Origin of the sequence: Delftia sp. UME58 (assembly GCF_014170385.1) — a bacterium.
GTDB classification, from domain to species: domain Bacteria; phylum Pseudomonadota; class Gammaproteobacteria; order Burkholderiales; family Burkholderiaceae_C; genus Comamonas; species Comamonas acidovorans.
In genome coordinates this window covers 1-14,829 of the sequence record NZ_LZZV01000030.1, presented here as the reverse complement: position 1 = coordinate 14,829, position 14,829 = coordinate 1, and the positions used below count along the sequence as shown (strand labels likewise).

Annotated in this window: 17 protein-coding genes; 8 read left to right on the top strand and 9 right to left on the bottom strand. The window is 65.3% G+C overall.

Annotated elements, in window-relative coordinates; translation table 11 throughout:
• Positions 1 to 46: 46 nt before the first annotated feature.
• Both A9976_RS10570 and A9976_RS10565 read right to left on the bottom strand, forming a co-directional pair.
• A complete protein-coding gene (locus tag A9976_RS10570; protein ID WP_183018968.1) occupies positions 47 to 1,036 on the bottom strand; it encodes a hydroxymethylglutaryl-CoA lyase in 990 nt (329 codons plus the stop codon).
• Positions 1,033 to 2,250, bottom strand: a complete 1,218-nt coding sequence (locus A9976_RS10565) for a CaiB/BaiF CoA-transferase family protein (protein WP_183018967.1) — start codon at positions 2,248 to 2,250, stop codon at positions 1,033 to 1,035. Before A9976_RS10565 ends, A9976_RS10570 begins: the two co-directional genes overlap by 4 nt.
• A gap of 167 nt (positions 2,251 to 2,417) precedes the next feature.
• Between A9976_RS10565 and A9976_RS10560 the strand changes: the two genes are divergently transcribed.
• The 5 genes from A9976_RS10560 to A9976_RS10540 all read left to right on the top strand — a co-directional run bounded on the left by A9976_RS10560 (position 2,418) and on the right by A9976_RS10540 (position 7,386).
• A complete protein-coding gene (locus A9976_RS10560) occupies positions 2,418 to 3,302 on the top strand; it encodes a LysR family transcriptional regulator (protein WP_012204721.1) in 885 nt (294 codons plus the stop codon).
• A 5-nt stretch (positions 3,303 to 3,307) separates the two neighbouring features.
• Entirely contained in the window at positions 3,308 to 4,441 is a 1,134-nt protein-coding gene (earP, locus tag A9976_RS10555; RefSeq protein WP_183018966.1) for an elongation factor P maturation arginine rhamnosyltransferase EarP, read from the top strand.
• A 158-nt stretch (positions 4,442 to 4,599) separates the two neighbouring features.
• On the top strand, positions 4,600 to 5,154 hold the full coding sequence (gene efp, locus A9976_RS10550; protein ID WP_016445346.1) for an elongation factor P: 555 nt from the start codon (positions 4,600 to 4,602) through the stop codon (positions 5,152 to 5,154).
• A gap of 138 nt (positions 5,155 to 5,292) precedes the next feature.
• Positions 5,293 to 5,913 carry a DUF2239 family protein gene (locus tag A9976_RS10545; protein WP_183018965.1) on the top strand — a complete coding sequence of 207 codons (621 nt, stop codon included), beginning with the start codon at positions 5,293 to 5,295 and terminating at the stop codon, positions 5,911 to 5,913.
• A 54-nt stretch (positions 5,914 to 5,967) separates the two neighbouring features.
• Complete coding sequence (locus A9976_RS10540; protein WP_183018964.1) at positions 5,968 to 7,386, top strand: MATE family efflux transporter; 1,419 nt, start codon at positions 5,968 to 5,970, stop codon at positions 7,384 to 7,386.
• Positions 7,387 to 7,448: 62 nt separating this feature from the next.
• Here A9976_RS10540 and adhP read toward each other — a convergent pair whose 3' ends face one another.
• Both adhP and rimO read right to left on the bottom strand, forming a co-directional pair.
• Positions 7,449 to 8,477, bottom strand: coding sequence for an alcohol dehydrogenase AdhP (gene adhP / locus A9976_RS10535; protein WP_183018963.1), 1,029 nt, complete (start codon positions 8,475 to 8,477; stop codon positions 7,449 to 7,451).
• Between the two features lie 150 nt (positions 8,478 to 8,627).
• The gene (gene rimO, locus A9976_RS10530) at positions 8,628 to 10,022 is read right to left on the bottom strand and encodes a 30S ribosomal protein S12 methylthiotransferase RimO (protein ID WP_183018962.1); all 1,395 of its coding nucleotides are present in this window, start codon (positions 10,020 to 10,022) and stop codon (positions 8,628 to 8,630) included.
• On the opposite strand from rimO, the gene A9976_RS10525 reads away from it, so the two are divergent.
• The 3 genes from A9976_RS10525 to A9976_RS10515 all read left to right on the top strand — a co-directional run bounded on the left by A9976_RS10525 (position 10,021) and on the right by A9976_RS10515 (position 12,436).
• Positions 10,021 to 11,730 (top strand): recombinase family protein, encoded by a 1,710-nt coding sequence (locus A9976_RS10525; protein ID WP_183018961.1) that lies wholly within the window; start codon positions 10,021 to 10,023, stop codon positions 11,728 to 11,730. The genes rimO and A9976_RS10525 overlap by 2 nt on opposite strands.
• Before the next feature lie 157 nt (positions 11,731 to 11,887).
• Positions 11,888 to 12,256, top strand: a complete 369-nt coding sequence (locus A9976_RS10520; RefSeq protein WP_183018960.1) for a hypothetical protein — start codon at positions 11,888 to 11,890, stop codon at positions 12,254 to 12,256.
• A 27-nt stretch (positions 12,257 to 12,283) separates the two neighbouring features.
• The gene (locus tag A9976_RS10515; RefSeq protein ID WP_183018959.1) at positions 12,284 to 12,436 is read left to right on the top strand and encodes a hypothetical protein; all 153 of its coding nucleotides are present in this window, start codon (positions 12,284 to 12,286) and stop codon (positions 12,434 to 12,436) included.
• 72 nt (positions 12,437 to 12,508) lie between these two features.
• On the opposite strand, the gene A9976_RS10510 is transcribed toward A9976_RS10515, so the two are convergent.
• From A9976_RS10510 to A9976_RS10490, 5 genes are read right to left on the bottom strand one after another with little or no spacing between them, the layout of a single operon-like run.
• Complete coding sequence (locus tag A9976_RS10510; RefSeq protein WP_183018958.1) at positions 12,509 to 13,036, bottom strand: DUF2514 family protein; 528 nt, start codon at positions 13,034 to 13,036, stop codon at positions 12,509 to 12,511.
• Complete coding sequence (locus A9976_RS10505; RefSeq protein WP_183018957.1) at positions 13,037 to 13,492, bottom strand: D-Ala-D-Ala carboxypeptidase family metallohydrolase; 456 nt, start codon at positions 13,490 to 13,492, stop codon at positions 13,037 to 13,039. It lies immediately after the preceding gene.
• Positions 13,493 to 13,494: 2 nt separating this feature from the next.
• Positions 13,495 to 13,776 (bottom strand): hypothetical protein, encoded by a 282-nt coding sequence (locus tag A9976_RS10500; RefSeq protein WP_183018956.1) that lies wholly within the window; start codon positions 13,774 to 13,776, stop codon positions 13,495 to 13,497.
• 1 nt (position 13,777) lies between these two features.
• The gene (locus A9976_RS10495) at positions 13,778 to 14,170 is read right to left on the bottom strand and encodes a hypothetical protein (RefSeq protein ID WP_183018955.1); all 393 of its coding nucleotides are present in this window, start codon (positions 14,168 to 14,170) and stop codon (positions 13,778 to 13,780) included.
• Between the two features lie 59 nt (positions 14,171 to 14,229).
• Positions 14,230 to 14,604 carry a hypothetical protein gene (locus A9976_RS10490; protein WP_183018954.1) on the bottom strand — a complete coding sequence of 125 codons (375 nt, stop codon included), beginning with the start codon at positions 14,602 to 14,604 and terminating at the stop codon, positions 14,230 to 14,232.
• Between the last annotated feature and the right edge of the window lie 225 nt (positions 14,605 to 14,829).

The window sequence follows — 14,829 nt, the reverse complement described above, 5'->3', positions numbered from 1 at the left end:
TCCTTGAGGGTTGTCCGGTTCTTGTGGGTGAAATTTCGCGCCGGCCTCAGCCCTTGGCCAGCGCCCGTTCGCGGATGGCCGCGAACTCGGGCGGCGGCTGGTGCAGGTCCAGCCGCGCGCCGGCCTTGGCGATCTGGCTGGCCGTGTCATGGCCGATCAGCGCGGGCAGGCTGCGCGCGGCCGCGACGATCCGCGCCAGGTCCACGCCGGTGTCGTAGCCCATGAGCTGCAGCGCATGGACGATGTCCTCGGTGCAGGCATTGCCCGAGGCGCCGGGCGCGTAGGGGCAGCCGCCCAGGCCTCCGATGGAGGCGTCGAAGCGGTCGCCGCCCGCCTCGATGGAGGCCAGCACATTGCCCAGGGCCATGCCGCGCGTGTTGTGGAAATGCAGTGTCATGCCCAGCTGCGGCCAGCGCTGCCGGAAGGCAGCCACCATGGCGCGCACCTGGGTCGGGAAGGCCATGCCTGTGGTGTCGCACAGCGTGATGCCCTGCACGCCCAGGTCGGCAAAGCGCTGCACCCAGTCGAAGACTTCCTGCTGCGGCACATCGCCCTCCATGGGGCAGCCAAAGCAGCATGACAGCGAGACATTGACCGGCACGCCGGCCTGCTGCGCCGTGGCCACGACCTGGGCCAGCGCCGCGAACGACTGGCTGCGCTGCATGCGCAGGTTGCACAGGTTGTGCGTCTCGCTGACCGACATGACCAGGTTGAGCTCGTCCGTGCGCGCCTCGATGGCGCGCTCGGCGCCACGGGCATTGGGCACCAGGGCGGTGTAGACGGTGCCGGGGCGGCGCTCTATCTCACGCATCACGATCTCGCCATCGCGCAGCGCGGGAATGGCCGTGGGCGAGACAAAGGCCGTGACCTCGATCTTGGACAGCCCTGCCTGCGACAGCGCATTGACCAGGGCGATCTTGTCCTCGGTGGGGACAAAGGCCTGCTCCATCTGCAGCCCGTCGCGCGTGCCGACCTCGTTGAAGAAAACGCGGCGGCCCGCGCCCTGCCAGACATCCGTGGGGTGGACGGCATTCATTGGATCACTCCCTTGCTGCGCAGCAGCGCAATCTGTTGGGCCGTGAGGCCGGCCTCGGCCAGCACGGCATCGGTGTCATCGCCCACATGGGGCGCACTGCTGCGCACCGTGCCGGGCGTGAGCGAGAGCTTGGGGACGATGCCCGGCACCTCGATGTCGTCGCCGTCGCGCGTGTGCTGGCTGAGGATCATGTCGCGGGCGCGGTAGTGCGGGTCCTCGGCAATGTCCTTGGCCGTGTAGACCTTGCCGGCCGGCACGCGCGCGGCGGCCAATTGGTCCATCACGGACTGCACGCTCTGGGCACGCGTCCAGCCGCCGATGACGGCGTCGATCTCGGCGATGCGCGCCACGCGGCCCGCGTTGTCGGCCAGCTGCGGATCGTCGGCCAGGTCCTGGCGGCCGATGGTGGCCATCAGGCGCTTGAAGATGGAGTCGCCATTGCCGGCCACCAGCACCCAGCCGTCCTGGCAGGGATAGGCGTTGGACGGCGCAATGCCCGGCAGCGCACTGCCCGCCGCCTCGCGCACGGCACCAAAGGCGCTGTATTCGGGCAGCAGGCTTTCCATGACGTTGAACACGGCCTCGTGCAGCGCCACGTCGATGACCTGGCCGGAACCGCCGTTCACCTTGCGGTGGTACAGGGCCATCATCACGCCGATCACGCCATGCAGCGCGGCCAGCGTGTCGCCAATCGAGACGCCCACGCGCACCGGCACGCGGCCCGGCTCGGCCGTCAGGTGGCGCAGGCCGCCCATGGCCTCGCCGATCACGCCAAAGCCCGGCAGGTCGCGGTAGGGGCCGGTCTGGCCGTAGCCCGAGATGCGCAGGATGACCAGGCCGGGGTTGAGCGCATGCAGCTCCTCGGGCGACATGCCCCAGCCTTCCAGCGTGCCGGGGCGGAAGTTCTCGACCAGCACATCGGCCTCGGCGATCAGGCGCCGCGCGATGTCCTGGCCTTCCTGCTGGCGCAGGTCCAGCGCCACCGAGCGCTTGTTGCGCGACTGCACCTGCCACCAGACCGAGGTGCCGTTCTTGATCAGGCGCCAGTTGCGCAGCGGATCGCCCGCGCCCGGCGCCTCGATCTTGACCACGTCGGCGCCGAACTCGCCCAGCGTCTTGCCGCAGAACGGCCCGGCGATCAATTGCCCCATCTCGACCACGCGCACGCCGTTGAGTGCGCCGGGGGTGGGAACCTGCCTTGTCTGTTGTGTCATGGGTGAACGCTTCCTCGTTGTCTCCACGGCCTGCCTGCGATGGCATTGCCGCGGCGCCGATCTTGCCGCCGTCCGCGCGCGCCGCAAAACGCTCAAGCGCGACGCTGCCATCGCAAACCGGCATGGCAGAACCCAGCCGGACGGGGCCGGGCGATAATCGCCACCCCATGAAACTCGACCCGATTTCGCTGCGCCTGTTCGTGGCCGTGATGGAGGAAAGCGCCATCGCACGCGCTGCCGCACGCGAACACATCGCCCCCTCGGCCGCCAGCCGGCGGCTGGCCGAGCTGGAGAGCCAGCTGCAGGTGGAGCTGTTCACCCGCAGCAACCGCGGCAGCGTGCCCACGGCTGCCGCCTATGCGCTGCTGAACATGGCGCGTGGCGTGCTCAACGACCTGGACGGCATCGGCGAGCAGATGCGCGAGTACGGCAGCGGCCTGCGCGGCCATGTGCGCGTGATGGCCAACATCTCGGCCATCACGCAGTTCCTGCCCTCCCAGCTGCAGCGCTTCCTGGACCAGCACCCGCATGTGGACGTGCGCCTGCAGGAGCGCGTGAGCAGCGACATCGCACGCGCGGTGGCCGACAACGAGGCCGACATCGGCATCCTCAACCAGGGCAGCTATGGCGAGAAGATCCGCCTGCGCCCGTACCGCCGCGATCGCCTCATCGTGATCGTGCCCCAGGGCCATGCGCTGGTACGCAGGCGCTCGCTGCGGCTGGCCCAGGTGCTGGACCATGACCTGGTGGGCATGCACGCGGGCAGCGCGCTCAACCACCAGATCACGCGCGCCGCCGCCGACCTGGGCCTGCAGCCCCGGCTGCGAATGAAGGTCACGGGCTATGACGCGCTGTGCCTGATGGTGGCCTCGGGCCTGGGCGTAGGCATCCTGCCCGAAGGCAGCGCACGCCTGTACCTGGGCGCCCTGCCGCTGCGCTGCATTGCGCTGGACGAGCCCTGGGCCGAGCGCCAGCTGATGCTGTGCGTGCGCTCGCAAGAGGCACTGCCGCCCGTGGCACAGTTGCTGGTCGAACATCTGTGCGAACCCTGATTCCCATGCTTGCCTTCAACCCCATCCCCCCGGACCCGCCGCCAAAGCAGGCCACTGCACGGACCTGGGACATCTTCTGCCAGGTCATAGACAACTTTGGCGACATCGGCGTGTGCTGGCGCGCTGCCACCGACCTGGCCGCGCGCGGCCAGCGCGTGCGGCTGTGGATGGACGACGCCAGCGCCCTGGCCTGGATGGCTCCCCGGCCGCACCCGGCCGGACTCAGCGTCCATGGCTGGCCCACGCAGGCGCAGGACGTCCCACAGTCCATGGGTGATGTGGTCATCGAGGCCTTCGGCTGCGAGATCCCGCCGCCCTTTCTGGCGGCCATCGCGCGCCGGGCACCGCTGTGGATCAACCTCGAATACCTGTCGGCAGAGGACTATGTGGAGCGCTGCCACCGCCTGCCCTCGCCGCTGATGTCGGGGCCGGCTGCGGGGTTGACGCGCTGGTTCTTCTACCCGGGCTTCACGGCCGCCACGGGCGGCCTGCTGCGCGAGCCGGACCTGGCCGCGCGCCAGGCAGCTTTTGCTTCCGAGGGCCGGCAGGCCTGGCGCACACGCCACGGCATAGGCACCGGCGATTGCGCCATCTCGCTGTTCTGCTACGAGCCCCCTGCCCTGCCTCAATGGCTGGCCCAACTGCATGCAGCGCCCCTTGCGCCGCAGGCCACGCATTTGCTGGTGACCCCGGGGCGCGCAGCCGCCGCCGTGCAACAGGCCATGGCCAGCGTGCCCGCCACGGAACAAGGCGCGGTGACCCGGCATGCGCTGCAGCCCTGCCCCCAACCTCAGTTCGACGAGATGCTCTGGGCCTGCGACCTGAACCTGGTGCGTGGCGAGGATTCGCTGGTACGCGCGCTGTGGGCTGGCCAGCCGCTGGTCTGGCACATCTATCCCCAGCACGACGACGCCCATCACGACAAGCTCGACGCCTTTCTTGACTGGCTGCAGGCACCGGCCAGCCTGCGCGCCTTCCACCACGCCTGGAACGGCATGGCACCTGCAAGCACCCTGCCCGCAATCACGCCTGCGCTGCTGCAGCATTGGCAGGAATGCGTGCAGGCGGCACGCTTGCGGCTGCTGCAACAGACCCCATTGATTGAGCAGCTACAAGCTTTCGTGACCGAAAAAAGCTAGAATGCACGTTTTGCCTCCCTGGAGGCGCCGCTGCGGGCGACCGCCAGCCGGCCGCCACTGACCAGGGTTGCACCCGCCGCGGAACTGCGGCAGGCGCACCGTCCCAGCGACTTCGCTTGCCTGCCCTGTTGAGCGGCTCAACCTCAGCCAAGCAAGCTATGAAAATCGCTCAAGAAATCCGCGCCGGCAACGTGATCATGCACGGCAAGGACCCGATGATCGTCCTGAAGACCGAATACGCTCGCGGTGGCCGCGGCGCCGCCACCGTCCGCATGAAGCTCAAGGCCCTGCTGTCGAACATGGGCACCGAAGTCGTGTTCAAGGCCGACGACAAGATCGACAACGTGATCCTGGACAAGAAGGAGTGCACCTACTCCTACTTCGCCGATCCGATGTACGTCTGGATGGATGCCGAGTACAACCAGTACGAAGTGGAAGCCGCCAACATGGGCGACGCCATCAACTACCTGGAAGACGGCATGCAAGCCGAAGTCGTGTTCTACGACGGCAAGGCCATCTCCTGCGAACTGCCCACGTCCGTGGAACGCGAAATCACCTGGACCGAACCCGCCGTCAAGGGCGACACATCGGGCAAGGTGCTCAAGCCCGCCAAGATTGCCACCGGCTTCGAAGTGCCCGTGCCCCTGTTCGTGAGCCAGGGCGACAAGATCGAAATCGACACCCGCACAGGCGAGTACCGCAAGCGCGTCTGAACGACGCCTGCAGTTCCCCCTGCGAAGCCCCTGGCCGTCTCTGCCAGGGGCTTTTTCTTTGGCGGCATGCAGGACGATCGAAAAAATTTAACCCGGGTTTAATTGACTTGATATTTTTACCCGGCTAATATCTGCGCCATGACTATCAAATCCAGCGCAGCGGCCGCCGAGCCCGCCCCCAGCTACACCATCTTCCAGGGCCACAGCCGGCTGCTGCAGGCCGGCAGGCCGACCATCCTGCAGTTCCTGCAAAGCCATGAGCAACAGGCCCACGGCAGCGGGTCCGCGCCGCCGCTGTGGGTGTTCGACGACCACAGCGGCATGCGGCTGGACCTGGACTGGCGCAGCGAGCTGGCCGCAGCGCCTGCCCCCGCCGAAGCCGCCGCCCCCCGCAGCGTGGGCCGCCCCAAGCTGGGCGTGGTGGCGCGCGAGGTGACCTTGCTGCCGCGCCACTGGGAATGGCTGAACCGCCAGCCCGGCGGCGCCTCCGGCGCACTGCGCAGGCTGATCGAGGAGGCGCGCGGCAAGCACGCCGCGCAGGATGCCGTGCGCGCCGCCACCGAAGCCGTCTACCGCTTCATGAGCGAGATGGCGGGCGACCTGCCCCATTTCGAGGACGCCAGCCGCGCCCTGTTTGCACGCCAGGCCGAAGCCTTTGCACAGCACACCGCCGCCTGGCCCGAGGATGTGCGAAGCTATCTGCAGCAACTGGGCGACCCCGTGTGGGCAGGCTCACCTGCGGCGCCAGCCCAGGACTGAAGACCTGACCCGGCCCGACCTCACTGCTTTTCTCGTCGCATTACCAGACACAACATGACGAAACCAACCGAACCCCTGCCCCAGGCCGCCGCGCCTGCCGCATCCAGCCCCGGCGGGCCGCCCATTGCCGGCAACCAGCCGTTGTGGCGCACCTTTCTGGTGTTCCTGGGCCCCATGGTGCTGGCCAACATCCTGCAATCGCTGTCGGGCACCATCAACAGCGTCTTCATCGGCCAGATGCTGGGCGTGCAGGCGCTGGCCGCCGTCGCGGCCTTTTTTCCGGTGATGTTCCTCTTCATCGCCTTCGTGATCGGCCTGGGCGCGGGCTCCTCGGTGCTGATCGGCCAGGCCTACGGCGCGCGCATGCACGACAAGCTGCGCGCCATCGCAGGCACGGCAATGTGCATAGGACTGCTGTTCGGCGCCATCGTGGCCCTGTTCGGCGGGCTGTTCACCGAGCCGCTGATGCGGTTGCTGGGCACGCCGCCCGACATCATGGAGCAGGCCACGCTGTACTCGCGCATCGTGCTGCTGGGCATGCCGGGGCTGTTCGTGTTCCTGCTGGCCACCTCGCTGCTGCGCGGAGTGGGCGACACGGTCTCGCCCATGCTGGCCCTGCTGATCTCCACGGGCACGGGCCTGGCCTGCACCCCGGCGCTGATCGCGGGCTGGGCCGGCCTGCCGCGCCTGGGCGTGGCCAGCGCGGGCGTGTCCATGATCCTGGGCTTCACCCTGGCGCTGGCCTGGCTGGGCTGGCGGCTGCGCCGCATAGCCAGCCCGCTGGCACCCAATGCCGAGCTGTGGAGGGCCATGCGCATCGACCGGACCCTGCTCAAGAGCATCCTGCGCGTGGGCATTCCCACCGGCGTGCAGATGATCGCCTCGTCCATGGCCGGGCTGGTCGTCGTGTCACTGGTCAACGGCTTTGGCTCCAGCGCCACGGCGGCCTACGGTGCGGTCAACCAGATCAACTCGTTTGCGCAGTTCCCGGTCATTTCGGTGGCCATCACGGCCTCCATCCTCGGCGCCCAGGCCATCGGCGCGGGCCGCAGCGAGCGCCTGGGCGCCATCACGGCCACGGCCATCCGCATGAACCTGGTGCTGGGCGCTGCCCTGGCCCTGATCGGCAGCCTGTTCGCACGGCCGCTGCTGGGCATGTTCATCACCGACGAGCAGGTGCTGGTGCTGGCCATCGAGCTGCTGTACATCGTGCTGTGGAGCGGTCTGCTGCTGGGCTGCTTCATCGCCCTGTCGTCCATCATGCGCGCCAGCGGCGATGTGATCATTCCCACGGCCATCACCATCACGGTGCTGGCCGTGCTGGAGCTGCCCCTGGCCTGGTGGCTGAGCCGCAGCTTCGGGCTGATGGGCATCTGGATGGCGCTTCCGCTGTCCTACACCCTGACGCTGTGCCTGCAGACCGCCTACTACAAGCTGGTCTGGAAGAAGCGCCCCATCCGCCGCATGGTGTGAGGCGTGCGCCATGCAAAACAGGCTTCCCTCGGGAAGCCTGTTTTTTTGGGGTGGGCAAAGCGTCAGGCGTTCAGGTCCAGCACCACGCGCCCTTCGATCTTGCCTTCATGCATGCGCGCAAAGATGTCGTTGATGTTCTCCAGCCGGTCGGTGGACACGGTGGCCTTGACCTTGCCCATGGCCGCGAAGTCCAGCGATTCCTGCAGGTCCAGCCGCGTGCCCACGATGGAGCCGCGCACGGTCACGCCGCTGAGCACCATGTTGAAGATGGGCAGCGGGAAGCTGCCGGGCGGCAGGCCGTTGAGCGACACCGTGCCGCCGCGCCGCACCATGCCCAGCGCCTGCTCGAAGGCCTTGGGTGATACCGCTGTCACCAGGGCGCCGTGTGCGCCACCGATCTCCTTTTTCAGGTAGGCCGCAGGGTCCGTGGTCATGGCATTGACCGTGACCTGGGCACCCAGGCGCCGGGCCAGCGCCAGCTTGTCGTCATCCACGTCCACCGCCGCCACGTTCAGGCCCATGGCCTTGGCGTACTGCACGGCCATGTGGCCCAGGCCGCCGATGCCCGAGATCACCACCCAGTTGCCGGGCTTGGTGTCCGTGACCTTCAAACCCTTGTAGACCGTGACGCCCGCGCACAGCACGGGGGCGATCTCGATCAGGTCCACGCTGCCGGGCAGCAGGCCCACGAAGTTGGCATCGGCCAGCGCGTACTGCGCAAAGCCGCCGTTGACGGAGTAGCCGGTGTTCTTTTGCTGCTCGCACAGCGTCTCCCAACCACCCAGGCAATGCTCGCAATGGCCGCAGGCCGTGTACAGCCAGGGAATGCCGACGCGGTCGCCCTCCTTCACATGGGTGACGCCCGCACCCACGGCGGCCACATAGCCCACGCCCTCATGGCCGGGGATGAAAGGCGGATTGGGCTTGACGGGCCAGTCGCCCTGCGCCGCATGCAGGTCGGTATGGCAGACGCCGCAGGCCTCGATCTTCACCAGCACATGGCCGGGATCGGGCCGGGGCACCTGGACTTCCTCGATGGTGAGCGGCTTGCCAAACTCCCGCACCACGGCGGCCTTCATGGTCTTGTTCATTCGCGCCATCCTTTCTTTGCGTCAAAGTAGGTACAGCATTTCAGCGAAGCGACCTGAACGCCTTGATCAAAATCAGGCCTTGGACCATCAAGGACAAAAAAAGCGGGCAAGGAAAACCTTGCCCGCTTTTCAGGGATGCGAATACAGGCCTTACACGGGCTGGCCCACCAGGTCGTGGCCCTGCGTGCCCACGATGCGCGCCTTCACGAAGTCGCCCACCTTGTAGGTCTTGCTGGCCTTCTCGGGCGGCAGCAGGTGCACCAGGCCATCGATCTCGGGCGCATCGGCATAGCTGCGACCCACGCCGCCCTTCTTGCCCAGGCCCACGGACTTGTCCACCAGCACCTGCATGGTCTGGCCCACGCGCTTTTGCAGGCGCGCAGTGGAAACCTCTTCGGCCACGGCCATGAAGCGCGCACGGCGCTCCTCACGCACTTCCTGCGGCAGCATGCCGGGAATCTCGTTGGCGGCAGCGCCTTCGACCGGGCTGTAGGCAAAGCAGCCCGCGCGGTCGATCTGCGCCTCGCGCAGGAACTGCAGCAGGTGCTCGAACTCCTGCTCGGTCTCGCCGGGGAAGCCCGCGATGAAGGTGGAGCGGATCACCAGATCCGGGCAGATCTCGCGCCAGCGCTGCAGGCGCTCCAGGTTCCTCTCGCCATTGGCCGGGCGCTTCATGCGCTTCAAGACTTCGGGATGGCTGTGCTGGAAGGGCACGTCCAGATAGGGCAGCACGCGGCCCGTGGCCATGAACGGAATGATCTCGTCCACGCTGGGGTACGGATAAACGTAGTGCAGGCGCACCCAGGCGCCATAGGGCTCGGCGATCTCGGCCAGCGTCTGCACCAGTTCGAGCATGCGCGTCTTCACCGGCTTGCCGTCCCAGAAGCCCGTGCGGTACTTCACGTCCACGCCATAGGCCGAGGTGTCCTGGCTGATCACCAGCAGTTCCTTGACGCCACCCTCGAACAGCGCGCGCGCCTCCTTGAGCACATCGCCCACGGGACGCGAGACCAGATCGCCGCGCATGGAGGGAATGATGCAGAAGGTGCAGCGGTGGTTGCAGCCCTCGGAGATCTTCAGGTAGGCGTAGTGCCTGGGCGTGAGCTTGATGCCCGCCTCGCCAAAGGCGCCCGGCACCAGGTCGATGAAGGGATCGTGCGGCTTGGGCAGATGGGTGTGGACGGCATTCATCACCTCCTGCGTGGCGTGCGGCCCGGTCACGGCCAGCACGCTGGGATGCACTTCCTGGATCAGGTTGCCGCCATCCTTGCCCGCCTTGGCACCCAGGCAACCCGTGACGATGACCTTGCCGTTCTCGGCCAGCGCCTCGCCAATGGTGTCCAGGCTTTCGCGCACGGCGTCATCGATGAAGCCGCAGGTGTTGACGATCACCAGGTCAGCGCCCTCGAAGGTCTTGGAGGTCTGGTAGCCCTCGGCGCTGAGCTGGGTAAGGATGAGTTCGGAGTCGGTGAGTGCCTTGGGGCACCCGAGGGATACCATACCTATACGGGGCAGCCGATCCACTTTGACAGCAGTTTCATTCATGGGAAAAACTTCTAAAGGTCTTGTCTATAGCTACCTGCGGTTCTCGGACCCCAAGCAGTCAACGGGGAGCAGCACGGACAGGCAGCTGGCATACGCGGAAAAATGGGCCTCTGAGCACGGCCTGCAGCTTGACAGCAGCCTGACCCTCCGCGACGAGGGCCTGAGCGCTTACCACCAGCAGCACATTAAAAGTGGTGCGCTCGGGGTGTTCCTGCGGGCCGTGGAGGACGGGCGGGTACCGCATGGATCTGTGCTGATCGTGGAGGGGCTGGACCGCCTCTCTCGCGCAGAGCCCATCCAGGCTCAGGCGCAACTGGCCCAGATTGTAAATGCGGGCATCACCGTGGTCACGGCGAGCGATGGAAAGGCCTACAGCCGCGCCCGGCTCAAAGAAAACCCCATGGATCTTGTCTACAGCCTGCTGGTGATGATCCGCGCGCACGAAGAAAGCGACACGAAGAGCAAGCGGGTGAAAGCCAGCATCAGGCGCCTGTGCGAGGGATGGCAGAACGGCACGTACCGGGGGCGCGTGCGTCAGGGACATGATCCCGAATGGATCAAGGAGACGGAAGTGGGATGGGAGATCGACCCCGAGCGTGCAGCGGCCGTGCGCAGGGCCGTTGAGCTGTACACGCAAGGGCACGGGGGCAAAGGCATCGTGCAGCGGCTCGACGCCGAAGGGTTGCGGCTGTACTCGACAACGCAGGTTAACGTCACAACCCAGGTCTACCGCATCATCAAGATGCCCCAGCTCGCAGGCATCAAGCCTGTGAGTCTTGATGGCGAGGAATACCAACTCAAGGACTACTATCCCGCCGTCCTGAGCGCAGACGAGTGGACTGAGCTGCAGCGGGTAGCCGCGCAAAGCGGCCGCCGGCGGGTCAAGGGCGATCTGCCCCACATCATTACCGGCCTCGGCATTACCGTGTGCGGCTACTGCGGCCGACCCATGTCGGGCCAGCACCTAGCCACAAAGAAGCGCCTGCCCGATGGGCGCATTCGGGATGGGTACAGACGGCTGCTCTGCGCCTCGGCCGCGGCCTATGGCGGAGGATGCGCAGTGTTTGGGAGTACCAGCGTGGCGCCGGTAGAGCGCGCCATCATGTCCTATTGCAGCGACATCGTGAATCTGCAGGCGCTGTATGGAGCGGACCGCAGCCAAATGCCGCGCACCCAAGTCGTAGCGGCCCGCCAAGAGGTGGACCAGATCAGCGCCCAGCTCGACAAGCTCACCGATGCGATGCTGGCCAGCGCCGACGAGGGAACGCCGGCAGTGTTCGCACGGCGCGCTCGGCACTTGGAGGTCGATCTGGCCGCTGCTCAAGCCAAGCTGCAGGCGGCCGAACTGAACCTAGCAGGCGCGGCACGCAAAGATATCTCCGGCGCCGATGCTGCCTGGCGCGCGCTGGCTGCCGGCGTGGAGGCACAGGAGGTCGAGCCAAGGTTGAAAGCCCGCCAACTAGTTGCGGACACATTTGAACGCATCGTGGTGTATGCGCGAGGCGTTAACCCGAACCTTGAGGCGTTGGAACGAGACTATAGGATTGATCTGGTGTTAGTTGCGCGTGGGGGCTTGGCTAGGGTACTGACGGTGGACAGGGCGGGCAGTTGGGTAACAGGTGAGCAAATTTCCCCCCCTTTCGATCTTGAGCTACGCAGATCCGAACGAGCCTCAGTACTCACCGAAGCAGGATGGCAGCGTTCCTGATGATGACATCTGCTGCAGACACAAGTAGCGCTTGCCAACATGTAGAGTGCTCAGCTACAATCGGCGGCTTCCGAATTTGCTAGTTTGTTGCCAAACATTACGAAACCAACGGCTAGCGTGTTCAACCACTCAACTGGTTAAAAAAGCGAGAACAAAGTTGACAAATCCAAGCGATAACAGTGTTGATCTGGCCCTAGGGGACAAGGCAAGCGAACTGCTTGGGGTTATCCTTGAAAGCTCCACACGTGCGCTGAGCCATGTGAATTTGTTCGGCTATACCTACATGCACATGGCGCCGACACCAACAGTCGGCCAGATGGCTGTGCTTTTGCGTTTGCTTGAAGCGAACATAGACGTTATCCTCACGCAAAAGAAGGTTGAACTCACAGTTGATGTGAAGGCAGAACTTGAAAAATCGTTGATCCAGATCCATCTGATGAACAAGTTGTCAGACGCGATCACACAACAAGACAAGTCTTTGTTTGACGCAACCGTCGTAGAGCTTGAGCAGACAATACCTGCTTAAAGGCTGTTTCACTGAAGGAGAGAGTTGATGAAAAATTTTGATTTCAACGCTTACAAACTTACTACACCCCAGACCAAGGAAGACGTCTTGGCAATGCTCGATCGCTCGCTGATGCTAGCGCGCGAACTCAAGGCTGTTACAGAGCGCCTAACGCCACAGAAAGTGGCTGAGCCCGCTTAAGTCGGCTTAAGCTGACAAAAAAGAGCCCTAAGGGCTCTTTTTTTTGGTCATCACATTCGTGATCGTGACAGGTTAGTCAAACTTCGTCAGCGCTCTCGCAACGTTATAGCCCCGCTCGCAGGAAGCCCCCCTGCTCCTTGCATCATCAGCAATGCGCGCCAGCGCTCCCGCTCGCTCGTCAGCCCGGCGCTGCAGCTCGGCAAACAGATCGAGGGCGCTAGTGTCTGGCGCGCACTGTCCGGCAGCGGCGCGAGCATTGGCGGCCGCACGATTGGCGGTGATGTAGTCGGCGAGGTCGCCGCGCAGCCGGCCAGCAGCAGCGCGGGCAGCGTTAGCGTCAGCAGTAGCGCGGGCTTGTGCTTGGTCAGACTCGCGGGCAATGGTGTCGAGGTTTTCACGGTAGGTGCCTTCCAGTTTTCGATAGCGCTCAGAGGTTTCAGCGGCCGCTGCAGCTGCGGCCGCGCGTTCGGTCGCTAGGTCAGCTCGGGCCTTGTCGGCCGCGCGCAAAGCGAGGAGGTGGCCTACGCTCTGCCAAAGCAGCAGCGCGGCCAGCACCAGGGCCAGGAGCTGCCAGGCGCGGGATTTGAGGAGGGCCAGCATCTACACCTCCTGAACGCCCACCAGCGTGTTTTTGCCGCTGACAGTGATCACCCGGTTAACGGGCTTGTCCGGGGTGCGTGTGGATAGGTGCACCCAGTGCTTGCCGCCCACGCTTTCATAGATGATTTGCCCGATGCCCAGCGCGTTGACGTGCGGGGCAAGGGCCTTGGCCACAGCGTAGGGCATGCCGAACTGGGGCGCCACAATGTCAGCGGCCGCGCCTATCGCGTGATCGCTGCTGGTGACACCGCCTACGGCTGCATTGACAGCGCGCGAGCGGTAGCCGCTGGTCACGATGATGGGCACGCCCAGGTGCGCGCGCACTCGCTCCAGCATCGCGGCCGTGAGTGCCAGGCGCTGCAGCGCCTCGGGCGTGGGCGTGTTATCCAGGCCCTGGCGCTGCGCCGTGCTGCTGGCAGTCATTTCGGTCAGGCTGAAATGGGGGGTCAATTGCATGTCTATCCCTCTTTGAATCGGGTACGAACGATGAGCACGACAAAGCCCGCGAACATGCACAGTTCACGGGCTGTCGGTGGTTGGGTGTCGAAGATGGGCGCGACAAGCGCGCCGGCGCTGGCGAGCGCAAGGAGGCACCAGGCGATGGCCTTGAGCCAAGCCAGCAGCCGCTGACGCGGAGTGAGGCCAGGCAGGCATGGCCGTGTACGCTCAAGCTTGTTGAGTGCTTCTGCAAGGACAACAAGGCCCAAGATCCACAGTGCGAAAAAGGCTTGGTATTGCATTTCAGCCCTCCGCAGCGTTCGGCCAATACTTGCGCATCAGCGCGAGCAGCACGCGCTGTGCCCCGGCGCCCACAAGGAATGCCATAGAAAGCACCAGCATGTGCGGCACGTTTGCAATCAGGAGTGTCAGGGGCGTGAGATAGCCAGCCGTGATAGAGCTGGCCCACGCAACTGCCAGGCGGCGCAGCGACGTGCGCAGTGCCTCGGGCCAGGTGTCGGTCGTGCCGGGCACGCTGTTCAGCAAAATGATGCTGACGAGGGAGCCGAGGAAACCTGCAAGCAACACATCCGCCTGCAGGCCCAAAGGCACACCGAAAGCGGTGAGTGCAGACGTCGAGACTGCGGCGCCTGCGAACGTGGCCACGCCGGCGGCGGTGGTTGTGGGCTCGGGCATCAAGATCCTTCGGACAAGAAAAAGCCCGCCGAAGCGGGTTGGTGTTGGAGTGAGTCAGGTCAGAGCGTCACAGCGAGCGCGAAGGCAGCATCAAGCGTTTCCGGAGTGCCGCCGAGCTGGACCCAAAGCTGCGACAGAAATGCATTGCTGCGCTCCCAGGTGTCCGCGTCGTATTCGATCTGCGCAGCGCGCCGCTCCAGCGGGTCTGCAATGGCTGCAATGGCTGCTTCCGCGTCATCGAGCAGCCCATAGCTGAGCAACGCGAGCTGGCCTTGGCGGCGCGTGCATCTCTGGGACACGTCTGCAACCGGCTGAGCGGGCTGCACTGCACACAACTGCCATGCGCCCGGGTAGTGCTCATCAGCGAACTCAGGCGTTGCAACGATGGTGTTGATGACATCGCCCGCAGGGTCGAGGATTTCGATTACTGGCATGTCACACCCCCAGGTCTGCAAAGAACTCGAGGAAGCAGAAGCCGTTGCCGCCTCTACCGCCAATGCCATTGTTGGCTCCGCCACTACCTCCACCGCCTCCCAAGCACTGGCATGTCACACCCCCAGGTCTGCAAAGAACTCGAGGAAGCAGAAGCCGTTGCCGCCTCTACCGCCAATGCCATTGTTGGCTCCGCCACTACCTCCACCGCCTCCCAAGCCTCCATC

What these genes read in the sequence shown, in the direction of transcription:
- efp (WP_016445346.1), top strand. Translation starts at nt 4,600, where the DNA reads ATGAAAATCGCTCAAGAAATCCGCGCCGGCAACGTGATCATGCACGGC.
- rimO (WP_183018962.1), bottom strand. Translation starts at nt 10,022, where the DNA reads ATGAATGAAACTGCTGTCAAAGTGGATCGGCTGCCCCGTATAGGTATG.
- A9976_RS10515 (WP_183018959.1), top strand. Translation starts at nt 12,284, where the DNA reads ATGAAAAATTTTGATTTCAACGCTTACAAACTTACTACACCCCAGACC.
- A9976_RS10570 (WP_183018968.1), bottom strand. Translation starts at nt 1,036, where the DNA reads ATGAATGCCGTCCACCCCACGGATGTCTGGCAGGGCGCGGGCCGCCGC.
- A9976_RS10490 (WP_183018954.1), bottom strand. Translation starts at nt 14,604, where the DNA reads ATGCCAGTAATCGAAATCCTCGACCCTGCGGGCGATGTCATCAACACC.
- A9976_RS10500 (WP_183018956.1), bottom strand. Translation starts at nt 13,776, where the DNA reads ATGCAATACCAAGCCTTTTTCGCACTGTGGATCTTGGGCCTTGTTGTC.
- adhP (WP_183018963.1), bottom strand. Translation starts at nt 8,477, where the DNA reads ATGAACAAGACCATGAAGGCCGCCGTGGTGCGGGAGTTTGGCAAGCCG.
- A9976_RS10525 (WP_183018961.1), top strand. Translation starts at nt 10,021, where the DNA reads ATGGGAAAAACTTCTAAAGGTCTTGTCTATAGCTACCTGCGGTTCTCG.
- A9976_RS10565 (WP_183018967.1), bottom strand. Translation starts at nt 2,250, where the DNA reads ATGACACAACAGACAAGGCAGGTTCCCACCCCCGGCGCACTCAACGGC.
- A9976_RS10495 (WP_183018955.1), bottom strand. Translation starts at nt 14,170, where the DNA reads ATGCCCGAGCCCACAACCACCGCCGCCGGCGTGGCCACGTTCGCAGGC.
- A9976_RS10510 (WP_183018958.1), bottom strand. Translation starts at nt 13,036, where the DNA reads ATGCTGGCCCTCCTCAAATCCCGCGCCTGGCAGCTCCTGGCCCTGGTG.
- earP (WP_183018966.1), top strand. Translation starts at nt 3,308, where the DNA reads ATGCTTGCCTTCAACCCCATCCCCCCGGACCCGCCGCCAAAGCAGGCC.
- A9976_RS10560 (WP_012204721.1), top strand. Translation starts at nt 2,418, where the DNA reads ATGAAACTCGACCCGATTTCGCTGCGCCTGTTCGTGGCCGTGATGGAG.
- A9976_RS10505 (WP_183018957.1), bottom strand. Translation starts at nt 13,492, where the DNA reads ATGCAATTGACCCCCCATTTCAGCCTGACCGAAATGACTGCCAGCAGC.
- A9976_RS10545 (WP_183018965.1), top strand. Translation starts at nt 5,293, where the DNA reads ATGACTATCAAATCCAGCGCAGCGGCCGCCGAGCCCGCCCCCAGCTAC.
- A9976_RS10540 (WP_183018964.1), top strand. Translation starts at nt 5,968, where the DNA reads ATGACGAAACCAACCGAACCCCTGCCCCAGGCCGCCGCGCCTGCCGCA.